The sequence below is a fragment of the Celeribacter neptunius genome, from assembly GCF_900113955.1.
Lineage (GTDB): Bacteria > Pseudomonadota > Alphaproteobacteria > Rhodobacterales > Rhodobacteraceae > Celeribacter > Celeribacter neptunius.
This window is the reverse complement of the sequence record NZ_FORH01000001.1, coordinates 24,093-37,554: the sequence shown is the minus strand read 5'-3', so window position 1 is coordinate 37,554 and position 13,462 is coordinate 24,093. Positions and strand designations below refer to the sequence as shown.

The following is a 13,462-nucleotide window of genomic DNA, read 5'->3' as shown; positions in this document are numbered from 1 at the left end:
GGCCCTGATCACGCCGATTACGCTGGCACGATGCGGCCGGCGTCCAAGCGCAGCACCCGGTCCATTTTGGCTGCGAGTTCAAGGTTATGGGTGGCGATGAGGGCGGAAAGCCCTTCCTCACGCACAAGCCCCATCAGCACGTCGAACACCAGATCGGACGTGTCCGGATCGAGATTGCCCGTGGGCTCGTCGGCCAGGAGAAGCCCCGGCTTGTTGGCCAGCGCACGACAGAAGGCGACGCGCTGTTGTTCACCGCCCGAGAGCGCCGAGGGACGGTGCGAAGCGCGCGGCCCGACACCGACCTTTTCCAAGAGCATCATCGCCCGCTCCGCAGCCTCACGCTCCGGCACGGCATTGGCGAGTTGTGGCAGGACAACATTGTCCAGCGCCGAGAATTCCGGCAGCAGATGGTGAAACTGGTAGATGAAACCGACACCGGCGCGGCGCATGGCGGTCCGCGCCCGATCGCCGCGCCCGGCCATGTCCTGACCGGCGATCTCGACCTTGCCGGCGTCCGGCACATCCAAGAGACCTGCGATATGCAGAAGCGTCGATTTGCCGGCCCCAGAGGGCGCGATGAGGCCGACCACCTCGCCACGCGCCACCGAGATATCGACACCTCTGAGCACCTCGACCTGATTGGGTTTGCCGGCGTTATAGGTCTTGGTCACGCCCTGGATCGACAGCATCTCGCGCATCACAGTCTCATTCTCAGCTTCACTCATAGCGCAGCGCCTCCACCGGGTTCATCCGTGCGGCCCGGCGGGCGGGAAAGATGGTGACGACAAAGGACAGGCCCAAGGACAGGGTCACGGCCTTGGCCACATCCACCGCGCGCAGCTCGGCCGGCAGCGCATAGATGCCACGGATCGACGGGTCCCAGGCCCCGCCACCATTGAGCCAGTTCACGAATGACATGACCTGATCGATATAAGTGGCAAAAAGCGCGCCCAAGAGCACACCGAAGAGCGTGCCCAAGACGCCGGTGATGGCACCACAGATGAAAAAGACCCTGAGCACCGAGGCCTCGGTGAGCCCCACCGTGCGCAGGATGCCGATGTCACGGCCTTTGTTTTTCACCAACATGATCAGGCCGGAGACGATGTTCATCGCCGCGATCAGCACCAGCACCGAGAGGATGACGAACATCACATTGTCCTCGATGTCGAGGGCGCGCAGGAAAGAGCCGGACGCATCGCGCCAGGTCCAGACCATGCCACGCTCGCCGACCGCCTGCAAAAGCGGGATCGCCATGTCATCGACCTCTTCGGGATGGCTGACCATGACCTCGATCTCATCGGCCGCGCCCTGGCGGTTGAAAAACTTCTGCGCCTCGGCAAAGGGCAGATAAGCGCGGGTCTTATCAATGTCATAGCGCCCGGCGGTAAAGACATAAACGACCTCGAAGGAGGACACGCGCGGGCTGGTGCCAAAGGCGGTCTTGGCGCCGTTGGGCGAGATCAGCTTGATCTTGTCGCCAACGGTGACGCCCAATTCGCGCGCGACGCCGGAGCCGATGGCGATGCCCTCCTGAAACCGCGAGATGTCGCCCCAGTGTTCCTCCGGATGCTCGGCGACGCGCGGGATGGTCAACAAGTCGTCATAGGCCATGCCGTAGATTTCGACGCCTGCGTTCGTTCCGCCGTAAGAGGCCATGACCTGACCACGCACCAAGGGCGCGGCACGGGTCACGCCGGGCACGGCGGCGAGTTTCGTGGCCCAGTCGTCATAATCGGCGATGGCGCGCGAGGTCTTGCCGTCTTCGGTGACATAGAGCGAGGAATAGAGCGTCACATGGGCGTTGGAGCCGAGAATGGTATCGACGAATTCGCTGCGAAACCCGGTGCGCACGGCGAGCGTGATGATCAGCGCAGCCACAGCCAAGGTGATGCCGATCAGCGAGATCCAGGTCATCACCGAGACCCCGCCCTCTTCGCGTCTTGCGCGCAGATAGGCAAAGGCGATTTTCCATTCAAACCGGGCAAAGGGTTTGGTCGATCTGGCGGCGTCCATCGGGGCTCCCTCAAAGCTTTGCCAGACCAAACCCTTTGAGGTGCCAAAGGTCAAGCGCTGGCGAGAGCCGGAGAGATGTCAGCCGTTGACAGATCGGTGAGCGCAGCAGGATCGGGATGTGAGATCGGACGGTGCCGTCAGAAAGTCAGCCCGGCGCGGGACTTGCGCCGCTTGAACGGCCAGGCCAGAAGCGCCAGAAGCCCGGCCACCACGCCATAGCCGCCGAAATAGCCGACCAGCGCCGAGAGACCGCCTTCGATCGACAAGGGCAGCGCCGGCACGAAGGTCTCATAGGTCGCCTTGGCAAGCTTGGTATCGGCCACGCGTTGCGGCATGGTCAGACGCTCCAGCGGCGAGGCCTCGTTCAGAACCGCGAGATCGGCGGACAATCGGCTGTGCCGCGTGATGGTCTCGCGCATGTCGCGGCGACGGTTCTCGAGGAACACCGATCCGCCCATGGAGGCCAGAGCTTCCTCCCGGGTCATCTCTGCCCTTTCGGCAGAGGCATCGAAATCGGCGATCACGAGGCGCAGGGCTTCGACCTGACCACCGAGACGTTGCGTGTATTGCTGGGTGAACTCGGGAAACTGGGACACAACGGCGGCCCCCAACAGGCCACCCGCAAGGGCGATTGCTCTCAACATAGCTGCCTCTCTTCCGTCTTCTGCGGAGTTGATTGGCGAAAGGCTAAGGGGATTCGGGGGCGCCTGGCAAATTGGCCCGGGACAGCTCGGTAAATTGGCGCGAAATCCCGCCGATAGCGCAAACGTGCGGTGAAGGACGCGGGCGAGGCAGAGAGGTCCGAATGGCGGTATTGCGGACTTAGCCGTCATTCGAACGAAGGGCCATCGGCGCGGAACAAGGCGAAGCCGCCGCGCCTGCGCCTGCCCGTCCCGGCGGGCTCCTCACGGCTCGCGTTGTGCCAGGTTGAAGGTTCCCAAAAGCCTCAAAGCGACCGTCACCCGCCCATATGGAAAAGGCTCCAGGTCTCCCCGGAGCCTTCCAATCTTGTCGCCAATATCGATAGCTCAGCCTTTCAGCCCGGCGTAGATCATCGCCACCTTTTCGACCGCATCGACCGGGCTCAGCTCTTCGCTCTCGCCGGTGCGGCGGCAGGTCAGCTCGACAACGCCATTCTTCAGGCCCCGCGGCCCGACGGTGATGCGCCAGGGCAAACCGATCAGGTCCATGGTGGCAAATTTGCCACCGGCGCGTTCGTTGCGATCGTCATAGAGCGGGTCGAGCCCGAGCGCCTCGAAAGACTTGTAAAGGCTTTCGCAGGCGGCATCGGCTTCCTCGTCGCCCTGTTTCAGGTTGACGATGCCGACATGGAAGGGGGTCACGCCCTCGGGCCAGATGATACCCTTGTCATCGTGGCTGGCCTCGATGATGGCGCCGAGAAGGCGCGACACGCCGATGCCATGCGAGCCCATGTGGACCGGAACCGGCTTGCCATCCGGGCCTTGCACATTGGCGCCCATGGCCTCGGAATATTTCGTGCCGAAGTAGAAGATCTGGCCGACCTCGATACCGCGCGCGCTGCGGCGGCGCTCTTCCGGCACCTCGGCAAACACCGCCTCATCATGGGTCTCGTCGGTGCGGGCGTAGCGCGAGGTGAATTCCTCGAGCACGGCCTGACATTGTTCGACCGAGTCATAGTCGATCTCGCGCGAGCCGAATTTCAGATCGGTGATCTCGCTGTCGTAGAAGACCTCAGACTCACCGGTTTCGGCCAGCACCAGGAATTCATGGGTGTAATCGCCGCCGATCGGCCCGCCATCGGCACGCATCGGAATGGCCTGCAGCCCCATCCGCTCATAGGTGCGCAGGTAGCTCACCAGATGGCGGTTATAGGCATGCAGCGCGTCTTCCTTCGTGAGGTCGAAATTATACCCGTCCTTCATGTAGAATTCGCGGCCGCGCATCACGCCGAACCGCGGACGGATCTCATCGCGGAATTTCCACTGGATATGATAGAGCGTCAGCGGCAGATCTTTGTAGGATTTGACGTAGGAGCGGAAGATGTCGGTGATCATCTCCTCATTGGTCGGACCATAGAGCATGTCGCGGCCATGCCGGTCGGTGATCCGGAGCATCTCTTCGCCATAATCGTCATAGCGGCCGCTTTCGCGCCACAGATCCGCCGATTGCAGCGTCGGCATCAAAAGCGGGATATGGCCGGCGCGCTGTTGTTCCTCATGAACGATGGTCTCGATCTTCTTTAAGACCTTGTAGCCCAGCGGCAGCCAGGAATAGATCCCCGCGGCTTGCTGGCGGATCATGCCGGCACGCAACATGAGGCGGTGCGAGGCGATCTGTGCCTCGGCAGGGGTTTCTTTCAAAACCGGAAGGAAATAGCGCGACAAACGCATCGGGTGGTCCTCGACTGAACTGTGTTTGCATCGGTCTATGCCATCGCCTTGGGCCAGACAAGCCGGAGCACGGTGGAAATGCCAAAGAGATTAAGCATTCCGAAAGCCGTCCCTGCTACTGCTCAGCCATCTGTCACCAGAAGATTTGCTGATCACCATGGCCGTTACCCTATCCCGATTGAACGATATCCTCAAAGCCGCGCTCAGCCGCCCGACCGACGCCGCATCGCGCGATGCGCTCGGTCTGCTGGCCAAGATTTGCCTGCCGCTCGGCGCGATCCTGATCGCGGTGGTTGCCGCGGCGGGGGGCAACATGACCCTCGCCCTGACCGGCGGACCGGCGATGATGGTCCTAGGCTTTCTTGCGCCGCGCCTGCCCGGTCGTCTGGCCGCGATCATGGTCGGTCAGGCGCTCGTCGGTCTCGCCATCGTGCTCAATGCCGCCCTCGCCGGCACCCCCTTGCATCTCGACACCAATATGCTGTTCTTCGCGATGCTCGCGGGCATTGTCATCATGTCGGATTTCAGCGCGCTCTTGTGGGCGGTGATGACCATCACCCTGCATCACGTGCTGCTGCTCGCCCTGGCCCCCACACTGGTCTTTCCGCCGGCAGATTTCACCTCGAACCTCATCCGTCTGGGTTTTCATTCCGGCATCAGCCTGCTGGAATTCCTCGCCCTGGGCTATATGCTCGCCCGGCGTCACGAATTGAGCATCGTCGCGACGAACCGCACCCAGGAGGCGGAATTCCTGGCCGAAGAAGCCCAGAAGGCCCTCGAGCAGATCGAAGCCGAACAGGCCCGGGCTGAACTGGCGCTCGAAGAGGCGCGCGCCGCCAGCGCCAGCGCCGAAGAAGCCCAGCAGACCGCGGAAACCGCGCTCCGCGACAGCGAAGAGGCGCGGGCCGAACGCGAGGCCCTGCGCAAGCAGGAGGACGCGGCCCGGTCCACGCGAGATCAGGCGCTCCAAACGCTTCTGGATGTGTTCGAACACCATCTCGAGGAGCTGGCCGCCGGCAATCTCGCCACCCGGATCACCGAGGATCTCGACAAGGCCTATCTCGGGTTGCGCGACAGTTTCAACGTCTCGGTCGAGCGCCTTGGCGCAACGATTCAGGAGGTGCGCGAACAATCCACCGAGATGCAGAGCTTGTCGCGCGAGATCGCGGCCTCCGCCGATGATCTCTCGGTCCGCACCGAACGTCAGGCCGCCACCCTCGCCGATGTCGCCCGCACGGTGAACGATCTGACCGGCGCCCTGGAAACCGTGGCCACGGAGTCGACCGATGCACGGTCTCTGGCGGAAACCACCTCGAAAGATGCCGAAGACGGCTCCTCGATCATGCAGGACGCCGTCGCCGCCATGGATGCGATCGAGAAAAGCTCGCAAGAGATCAACAAGATCACCACGGTGATCGACGACATTGCATTCCAGACCAACCTCCTGGCCTTGAATGCCGGTGTCGAGGCGGCACGGGCCGGCGAGGCCGGGCGTGGTTTCGCCGTGGTGGCCTCCGAAGTCCGGGCGCTGGCGCAGCGCTCGTCGGATGCGGCGCGGGAGATCAACCAGCTCATCCTGCGCTCGACGCAACAGGTGAAATCCGGCGCCGATCTGGTCAACCGCACCGGCCACGCGCTGGGCGGCATCAAGACCTCGGTCGACACCATCACCCACCGGCTGAAATCCTCGGCCGACGCGACCCAGGCACAGTCTCAGGATCTCGCCAAGGTCAATCACTCGATCTCCGAGCTGGAATCGGTCACGCAACAGAACGCCGCGATGTTCGAACAGACCACCGCCGCCAATACCCAGCTCTCGGATGGTGCCCGCACATTGAGCGAGCTTGTCCAGACCTTCGTGACGGTGGCCGGCACCGCGCAGGCCGGAGAAAGTGACTGGAGCCAGCCGCCCGCCATGGCATTGCGCAACGCCGGATGAGCCCTGCCCCGGCGGCCACTTCCCCTTGAAACCCAATTCGTCCCGGGCGATATGGGATAAAAGGTACCCCGAGCACGGACAGGCAGCATGGCATTACCGGTCAGAGACCAAATGAAATACTGGGGAATCGCGGCCGCGGTCTTTCTGGCGCTGCTCTATCTGCTGGGCAATGTGATCCTGCCCTTCGTTCTGGGCATGGCGGTGGCCTATATGCTCGACCCGGTGGCCGACCGGCTCGAGACCTGGGGCTTCAGCCGCATCGCCGCGACGGTGGTGATCACGCTTGCAGCCGCGGTGCTGTTCGTGCTGGTGGCGCTCCTGGTGATCCCGACCCTGATCAAACAGGCCACCGATCTGGTCAATATCGCGCCGGAGCTGATCGACAATCTCCAGAACTTTCTGACCGAGAAATTCCCGGTCCTGCTCGATCAGACCAGCCAGCTGCGCCAGACCTTGGTGAAAATCGGCGAGACCATCCAATCCAAGGGCGGCGAATTGCTCTCGGGCGCACTGGCCTCGGCGATGAGCGTCTTCAACGTGCTCATGCTCTTGGTGCTGGTGCCGGTGATCACCTTTTACCTGTTGATGGACTGGGACCGGATGGTGGCCGAAATCGATGCGCTTTTGCCGCGCGATCACGCCCCGGTCATTCGCAGGCTGGCCGGCGACATCGATCGTACGCTCGCCTCGTTCATTCGCGGCCAGGGCACGGTCTGTCTGATCCTCGGCACTTTCTATGCCGCGGGGCTGATGCTGGTCGGACTGAAATTCGGCCTGGTCGCCGGCGCCATTGCCGGGGCTCTGACCTTTATTCCCTATGTCGGCGCCATCGTCGGCGGGCTCCTGTCGATCGGTCTGGCGCTGTTCCAGTTCTGGGGCGAATGGCATTGGATCGCCGCCGTGGTCGGTATTTTCGCCATCGGCCAATTTGTCGAGGGCAATATCCTGACCCCCAATCTGGTCGGCTCCTCGATCGGGCTGCACCCGGTCTGGCTGATCTTCGCGCTCTCGGCCTTTGGCACCATGTTCGGCTTCGTCGGCATGCTGGTCGCCGTGCCGGTGGCCGCAGCCTTGGGCGTGATCACCCGCTTCGCCGTGCTGCAATATCGTGACAGCCGGCTCTATCAAGGGCTCTCCGCCCTGCCGGATGACGACGAAAGCTGAGCCATGGCGGAACAACTCATCCTCGATCTTCCGGTCCGTCAGGCCCTCGGACGCGAGGCGTTTTTCGTCTCGCCCTCGAACGCGATCGCGCTGGCCACGCTCGATGCCGTGGACGGCTGGCCCTCGGGCAAGCTGGTACTGGTCGGTCCCAAAGGCGCGGGCAAGACCCATATGGCCCATGTCTGGGCCGCCGAGCATCAAGCGGTGATCGTCGCCGCCGCAGAGCTCGAAACCGCCGATATCCCGGCGCTGGCCGCCCGGCGTTTTGTCGTGGTCGAGGATGCCGACCGGCTGTCTGAGCTGCCCGACGGAAAACCGGCCCAGGATGCGCTGTTTCACCTGCACAACCTGACGCTAGCCGAGGGCGGCAGGCTCCTCGTCACCGCCCAGCGTGCGCCCAATCACTGGCGGCTCGACCTGCCCGATCTCGCATCAAGGATGCAGGGCACGACGGTGGCCAAGATCGATCCCCCCGATGACATGTTGCTCACCGCCATGCTGGTCAAGCAATTCGAAGATCGGCAAATCGCCGTGCCGGAAACCCTGATCCCCTGGCTGGTCAAGCGTATGGAACGCTCGGCCGCCGCCGCCCGCGACATCGTCGAACGGCTGGACAGCGAAGCACTGCGCCTCGGCAAACCCATCTCGCGCAGCCTCGCCGGCCAGATTTTTGCCGGGGACCCGGACCAGTAACATCGCAGGCGCGGCAAAGTTTCTTTTCCGCCCAATTATCACGCAATTGACGAAGCCACGGCCTTTTGGCACTGTCGCTTACGAGCTTGGGGATGAAGTTTGACCAACATGACCGATCTGCCGGAGATTGAGCTGAGCACTCAGGAATGGGGTGTCTTCGGTCGCCCGCTGTTTCTTGACGAAGAGGCCCGGGCGCTCTCACGGGTGGGCGTCGTCGATGTCGGCTCGAACTCGGTCCGTCTCGTGGTGTTCGACGGCGCGGCACGCAGCCCGGCCTATTTCTACAACGAGAAAATCATGTGCGGGTTGGGGGCAGGTCTGCGCGAGACCGGTCGGCTCAACCCGGAAGGAAAGACCCGTGCCATGGCCGCCATCCGGCGGTTTCAGAAACTGGCACAGGGCATGGGAATCCCACCACTGACCGCGGTTGCGACCGCGGCGGTGCGGGAGGCTGAGGACGGTCCCGCTTTTCGGGAGGAGATAGAGCGGGAGACCGGCCTCAGCCTTTGGGTGATCGATGGTGCGGAGGAAGCGCGGCTGTCGGCACAGGGCGTGCTTCTGGGCTGGCCGGAGGCGGACGGGCTGGTGTGCGACATCGGCGGCTCCTCGATGGAGCTGGCCGTGGTCTCGAAAGGCCAGGTCGGCAAGCGCATCACATCGCCTCTGGGGCCGTTGAAGCTGCAGGGGCTCAAGGGCGGGCGCAAAGGCATCAAGGATCATATCGCGCCGATCATGAAGGATCTGGCCGAGACCATGGGCACGGATCACAAACGGATCTATCTCGTCGGCGGCTCCTGGCGGGCGATCGCGCGGATCGACATGGAACGGCGCAACTACCCGCTGCATGTGCTGCATGAATATCGCATGTCGAGCCGTTCGGTGACCGACACGATCAAATTCATCCGCAAGAGCGACATCAACGAGTTGCGGGCGAAAACCGGCACCTCGGCGTCGCGGATGAACCTCGTGCCGATCGCCTCCGAAGTGTTGCGGCAACTGGTGCGCAGCTTTCATCCGAAAGAGATCTGCGTGTCGTCCTACGGCATTCGCGAGGGTATGCTCTACGAGCAGATGCCCGAAAGCGTGCGCGCCCGCGATCCGCTGATCGAGGCCTGCCGGTTTTCCGAACGCAAGGACGCGCGCATGCCCGGCTTCGGCAAGCAGCTGCATAATTTCATCGAACCGATCTTCCGCGCCCGGCAATATGACAAGATGCGGCTGATCCGCGCCGCCTGTCTGCTGCACGACGTGACCTGGCGGGCGCATCCGGATTATCGCGCCGAGGTCTGTTTCGACAATGCCACCCGGGCGAACTTGGGCGGGTTGACCCATAAGGAGCGGATCTTTTTGGGGCTGGCGCTCCTGCATCGCTACAAGAACTCGCGCGAGGGCACGCCCTTTACCGATCTGATCGCGATGCTCTCGGAAAAAGAGATTCAGGATGCCGAAGTGCTCGGCAAGGCCATGCGCTTTGGCGCCATGTTCGCCGTCGACGTGCCAACGGATCTCGCCAAGCTGACCTATTTCCCGAAGAAAAAGCACCTCATTCTCAGCCTGCGGCCCGAGGCCGAGGACCTGTTCGGCGAAGTCACACTGGCGCGGTTCCAGTCGCTCGCGTCCAGTCTCGGCGCGCGCAGCGACGTGCATCACATCAAGGTGTGACGCTCAAAGAAGGTGTGACACTCACAGATCGATGGAATTTTCCGGATCTCCGGGGGCGGTTTCATCCGGGCTGTCCGGCTGAGGGGCCTCCGGCTTGCGCCGGATCAGGATATCGCCATTGGGCAGGACCACCGGCGGCTCATAGGCGTTCAGATCATCGACGAAACCTTCGAGATCCTCGAGCGCCGGCTTCATCTCGTCGAACAGCTGTTGCAGCAAAAGCCGGGAGCCTTCGCGCAGCATGCTCCAGCCCTCCGCGCCGTCATCGGACGGGGGTGTTTCCTGAGCATGGGCCGCAGGGCTCAAACTCAGGCCAAGGATCAGAACAAGCCGTTTCATGAGACGCATATAAACCTTCCGGAGCAGAATTTCACCCCTGCGGGTTGTCGCGGGCGGAGGTTTGCTTTGCGGACGGAACGGACACTGATCACCGGACTGACGTGAGGGCGTGCGCCGGACCATGGGCAGGCGCTGCAACGACTGAACGTTGCGCTTTATGTTCGCCAAATCCGTAAAAGATCAGAGCGTTGCACGAAGATGGCAATGCGCCTGACCGCCGGAACGGGTCATGCCGGAGGCATGCTTTCAGCATGACCGCACGCCCGGGCAACTGCGTTGCCATTCCGGGCGGTTGCACAAAGTTCCCGATGTCCGCAATGGCCTCAAAACCCCGTTGGCAATTTGAGATCCACCGAAACAGGATAATGATCCGAGGCCACCAACAGCGCGCGCTGCAATTCCGGCGTCTCGAAACAGGCGGGATTGTCGAACGGGTGCCAGATCCGCCATTTCGCGCCCGGTCGCAGGTCTTGCGAGACCATGACGTAATCCAGAAGCGCCGAGAGATAGCGCTCTTCCTCGTCGATATAGAACCTTGCCGTGGTCGGGCCCTGATTGCCGCGTCGCGCCAGCGCCTCGGCGGCATTCGGATCAAACAGCCGCATCTCCTGCGGCACATCCGGATCTTCGCGGCCCATGACGATCTCGACGCCGGAACGGCCAAAGAGCTTCTCATATTCATCGAGCCCGGGACCGTCGTTGAAATCGCCCAGCACGATGAGCGGCTCCTGCGCCTCGAGATGCCCCTCGACCCGCTCGCGCAGCCAGATGCATTGCGCCAATTGCTTGCGCCGATTCTCGATCGAGATGCGGATCACATCGTCGCGGTTGCGCGCCCCATGCGGCGCCTTCGATTTCACATGCACACCGATCATACGAAAGGCGAACCCGGTCTCGCGATGTTCCATCGCCAGTTCCAGCGGCGGCTTGGAAAACCGCACCTCCTCCGGATCGCGGTCGGTATCGAGATCGAGGCGGTAGATCGAATTGAAGGCCGGCGGCTCGAACCCGTCGCCGAAATCCGCCGGCGCCCCCATCGGATCGTGATGTGCCCTGAGCACCAGAGGATCGTAGAGCAGCGCGATCTCCTGCTGGGTCTCGTTGACATAGCCCATTTCGACCGCCATCGCCCTGAGCCCCGCCCAATCGGCGAATTGCTCGAGCGCCCGCCGGGTGTCGCGCCGGCGATTGGTGTCCGGTGCCTCGATGATCATGATCGCATCGGCATCCAGGGCGGTGAACACCTTGCCCAGCGCCTCGAGCTGCATCTCGCGGGTCACATTGTGCCGCGCCGACCATCTGTCATCGGCCTGGGGCCGGCCTTTATTGTCGAAGAGATTGTCGAACCATTCGACGTTATAAGTGGCGATGCGCAGCATCACGCCGCCCGCTCTGCCGAGATCTCTTCCCAGGCGGCGTTGATTTCCACCAGCCGGTCCGAGGCCAGCTGCACCGCCTCTTCCGGCACGCCGCGGGCGATCATCCGATCCGGATGGGTCTCCCGCACCAGCGCGCGATAGGCGGCTTTGATCTCGGCGAGCGGCATGTCCGGGTCGACGCCGAGAACGTCGTAGGGGTCACGCACGGCATCGGGCACGTAGCGCGCCCTGAGCGCCCGGAAGGCCCGTTCGTCGATGTCGAAAATCTCGGCCACCCGGATCAGGAACGCATCTTCGCCCGGGTGATATTCGCCATCGGCCATGGCGATGTGAAAGAGCCCGTCCATCAGATCCATCAGCGGCCGGCATTCCTCGCCATACATCTTCTTGATGCTCTTGGCGTAATCCTCAAACCCCGCAACGTCCTGACGGGCGAGGTTGAAAACCCGGGCGGCGGCGGCCTCGTCTTCCTTGGCGATCTGGAACACTTCGCGAAAGGCGGTGACCTCATCGCGGGTGACCTGCCCGTCGGCCTTGGCCATTTTCGCCCCCAGGGCGATCACCGCGATGGCAAAGCCCACGCGCCGATCCGGGTCCGAGCGGAATTGCTCGAACACTTTGGCGAGGCTTTCGCCGGAGCGCAGCGCCTTGAGCGCTTCCAATATGCGTGACCAGATCGACATGGCGGTGAGCTTACCCGTTGCGCGCGCTCAAGTCCCGCGACAAATCTGCGAAATTAAAGGTTTTCGTTACAGAAATTTCTGCATGAACAGAACGTCGAGCCAACGATCGAATTTGAACCCGGCCTGCGGGATACGTCCTGCCTCGCGATAGCCGAGCGCCTTGTGAAAGGCGATGGAGGCGGCATTTTCCGCATCGATCACCCCGATCATCGAATGATGCCCGGCCTCGCGCGCGTGCTCCTCGATCGTCAACATCAGGATACGGCCAAGCCCGTGCCCCCGCGCACTGTCGAAGAGATAGACGGAATGCTCCATGGTAAAGCGATAGCCGTTGTTGCCGGGGCGGAACTGATCATAGGTGGCATAGCCCACCACCTCGCCATCGAGCTCGGCGACGTAGAACGCCCGCCCCCGCGCCAGACGATCTTTGATCATCGCCTCCCAGGCGGCCATATCGCGCTCTTCCGAGGAAAACGACGCGGTGGAGCCGGCAATCACCGGCGCCATGATGGCCTTCAACGCCGGGGCATCCGTGGCGAGGGCCTCTCTCAAATAGGGTTTCGCGCTCATGCGATCCAGATCTCCCCTGACGGTGTGCCAATCTCGGCGGTCATGCCCGGCGTCAGCCCTTGCACGATCCGAACATTTTCCATGGCGGAGACGAAAGGCGCAAGCGCCGCGCGCAGCGCGTCGGGCTCCGGATGGGTGATTTTCAGCCGACGCAGGATCAGCCCCGGATCGGGCAGCTTCGGACCTGGCCGCTCGGAATGCCATTCGATCAGTGCCGGAAAGCAATTGTCAAAGGGCAGAATGCCGGTTTCCGGCACGATCATCCGCCAGGCAAAATCGCCACGCCGGAACGACATGATTCGACCGACATCGGCCGGGGCCAATTCCCAGGCCTCTTCGAGATCGGGACAAGCAACGACCCAGTTGGTGAGCCGTGGCGGTCCTCCGAAATTGTCGAGATCGAACCAGCGCGGAAACTCCGGCCGCGCCACCGCATGATCCGGGGCGATCACCTCGAGATAGGCGCTTTCGCCATCCGGGCGTTTCATCGCCACCAGACGGTTCTCGGTGGCCATCTCGGCATGGCACCCGCGCGGCCCGAATTCCACGTCCAGAAGCGCCTCCATCGCGTCGCACCCCTGCTCGAGATCGGAGGCGGAGACCACAAGATGGTCGATCCGGTAAGACATTGCATTTGTCCTTATTGAA

The 13,462-nt window shown here is 62.8% G+C and carries 13 protein-coding genes; 4 read left to right on the top strand and 9 right to left on the bottom strand.

The features are described 5' to 3' along the window. Nucleotides 1–17: 17 nt before the first annotated feature. The 4 genes from BM151_RS00190 to proS all read right to left on the bottom strand — a co-directional run bounded on the left by BM151_RS00190 (nt 18) and on the right by proS (nt 4,385). A complete protein-coding gene (locus BM151_RS00190; protein ID WP_090055416.1) occupies nt 18–698 on the bottom strand; it encodes an ABC transporter ATP-binding protein in 681 nt (226 codons plus the stop codon). Nucleotides 699–717: 19 nt separating this feature from the next. Then, complete coding sequence (locus BM151_RS00185; RefSeq protein WP_090055411.1) at nt 718–2,013, bottom strand: ABC transporter permease; 1,296 nt, start codon at nt 2,011–2,013, stop codon at nt 718–720. A 137-nt stretch (nt 2,014–2,150) separates the two neighbouring features. Continuing rightward, nucleotides 2,151–2,657, bottom strand: coding sequence for a DUF2937 family protein (locus BM151_RS00180; protein WP_090055408.1), 507 nt, complete (start codon nt 2,655–2,657; stop codon nt 2,151–2,153). Nucleotides 2,658–3,041: 384 nt separating this feature from the next. Continuing rightward, the gene (proS, locus tag BM151_RS00175) at nt 3,042–4,385 is read right to left on the bottom strand and encodes a proline--tRNA ligase (protein WP_090055404.1); all 1,344 of its coding nucleotides are present in this window, start codon (nt 4,383–4,385) and stop codon (nt 3,042–3,044) included. Nucleotides 4,386–4,542: 157 nt separating this feature from the next. Here proS and BM151_RS00170 point away from each other — a divergent pair, with 157 nt between their 5' ends. The 4 genes from BM151_RS00170 (at nt 4,543) to BM151_RS00155 (ending at nt 9,843) form a co-directional block, all read left to right on the top strand. Continuing rightward, on the top strand, nt 4,543–6,324 hold the full coding sequence (locus tag BM151_RS00170) for a methyl-accepting chemotaxis protein (protein ID WP_143093003.1): 1,782 nt from the start codon (nt 4,543–4,545) through the stop codon (nt 6,322–6,324). 87 nt (nt 6,325–6,411) lie between these two features. Then, nucleotides 6,412–7,488 carry an AI-2E family transporter gene (locus BM151_RS00165; protein ID WP_090055398.1) on the top strand — a complete coding sequence of 359 codons (1,077 nt, stop codon included), beginning with the start codon at nt 6,412–6,414 and terminating at the stop codon, nt 7,486–7,488. Nucleotides 7,489–7,491: 3 nt separating this feature from the next. Then, a complete protein-coding gene (locus tag BM151_RS00160) occupies nt 7,492–8,181 on the top strand; it encodes a P-loop NTPase family protein (RefSeq protein ID WP_090055395.1) in 690 nt (229 codons plus the stop codon). A gap of 108 nt (nt 8,182–8,289) precedes the next feature. After that, the gene (locus BM151_RS00155; protein WP_090055391.1) at nt 8,290–9,843 is read left to right on the top strand and encodes a Ppx/GppA family phosphatase; all 1,554 of its coding nucleotides are present in this window, start codon (nt 8,290–8,292) and stop codon (nt 9,841–9,843) included. A 21-nt stretch (nt 9,844–9,864) separates the two neighbouring features. Here BM151_RS00155 and BM151_RS00150 read toward each other — a convergent pair whose 3' ends face one another. The 5 genes from BM151_RS00150 to BM151_RS00130 form a co-directional block, all read right to left on the bottom strand. Then, nucleotides 9,865–10,182 (bottom strand): DUF2059 domain-containing protein, encoded by a 318-nt coding sequence (locus BM151_RS00150; protein WP_090058992.1) that lies wholly within the window; start codon nt 10,180–10,182, stop codon nt 9,865–9,867. Between the two features lie 323 nt (nt 10,183–10,505). Continuing rightward, a complete protein-coding gene (locus BM151_RS00145; RefSeq protein ID WP_090055386.1) occupies nt 10,506–11,561 on the bottom strand; it encodes an endonuclease/exonuclease/phosphatase family protein in 1,056 nt (351 codons plus the stop codon). Continuing rightward, entirely contained in the window at nt 11,561–12,244 is a 684-nt protein-coding gene (locus tag BM151_RS00140; protein ID WP_090055381.1) for a molecular chaperone DjiA, read from the bottom strand. The genes BM151_RS00145 and BM151_RS00140 overlap by 1 nt, the downstream gene beginning before the upstream one ends. Nucleotides 12,245–12,310: 66 nt before the next feature. Continuing rightward, complete coding sequence (locus tag BM151_RS00135) at nt 12,311–12,814, bottom strand: GNAT family N-acetyltransferase (protein ID WP_090055378.1); 504 nt, start codon at nt 12,812–12,814, stop codon at nt 12,311–12,313. Beyond that, nucleotides 12,811–13,443: a VOC family protein gene (locus BM151_RS00130; protein WP_177212975.1), complete on the bottom strand. Its 633-nt coding sequence runs from the start codon at nt 13,441–13,443 to the stop codon at nt 12,811–12,813. Before BM151_RS00130 ends, BM151_RS00135 begins: the two co-directional genes overlap by 4 nt. Between the last annotated feature and the right edge of the window lie 19 nt (nt 13,444–13,462).

Excerpts from the sequence above, each read along its gene's own strand:
- BM151_RS00190 (WP_090055416.1), bottom strand. The coding sequence starts at position 698 with ATGCGCGAGATGCTGTCGATCCAGGGCGTGACCAAGACCTATAACGCC.
- BM151_RS00185 (WP_090055411.1), bottom strand. The coding sequence starts at position 2,013 with ATGGACGCCGCCAGATCGACCAAACCCTTTGCCCGGTTTGAATGGAAA.
- BM151_RS00180 (WP_090055408.1), bottom strand. The coding sequence starts at position 2,657 with ATGTTGAGAGCAATCGCCCTTGCGGGTGGCCTGTTGGGGGCCGCCGTT.
- proS (WP_090055404.1), bottom strand. The coding sequence starts at position 4,385 with ATGCGTTTGTCGCGCTATTTCCTTCCGGTTTTGAAAGAAACCCCTGCC.
- BM151_RS00170 (WP_143093003.1), top strand. The coding sequence starts at position 4,543 with ATGGCCGTTACCCTATCCCGATTGAACGATATCCTCAAAGCCGCGCTC.
- BM151_RS00165 (WP_090055398.1), top strand. The coding sequence starts at position 6,412 with ATGGCATTACCGGTCAGAGACCAAATGAAATACTGGGGAATCGCGGCC.
- BM151_RS00160 (WP_090055395.1), top strand. The coding sequence starts at position 7,492 with ATGGCGGAACAACTCATCCTCGATCTTCCGGTCCGTCAGGCCCTCGGA.
- BM151_RS00155 (WP_090055391.1), top strand. The coding sequence starts at position 8,290 with ATGACCGATCTGCCGGAGATTGAGCTGAGCACTCAGGAATGGGGTGTC.
- BM151_RS00150 (WP_090058992.1), bottom strand. The coding sequence starts at position 10,182 with ATGAAACGGCTTGTTCTGATCCTTGGCCTGAGTTTGAGCCCTGCGGCC.
- BM151_RS00145 (WP_090055386.1), bottom strand. The coding sequence starts at position 11,561 with ATGCTGCGCATCGCCACTTATAACGTCGAATGGTTCGACAATCTCTTC.
- BM151_RS00140 (WP_090055381.1), bottom strand. The coding sequence starts at position 12,244 with ATGTCGATCTGGTCACGCATATTGGAAGCGCTCAAGGCGCTGCGCTCC.
- BM151_RS00135 (WP_090055378.1), bottom strand. The coding sequence starts at position 12,814 with ATGAGCGCGAAACCCTATTTGAGAGAGGCCCTCGCCACGGATGCCCCG.
- BM151_RS00130 (WP_177212975.1), bottom strand. The coding sequence starts at position 13,443 with ATGTCTTACCGGATCGACCATCTTGTGGTCTCCGCCTCCGATCTCGAG.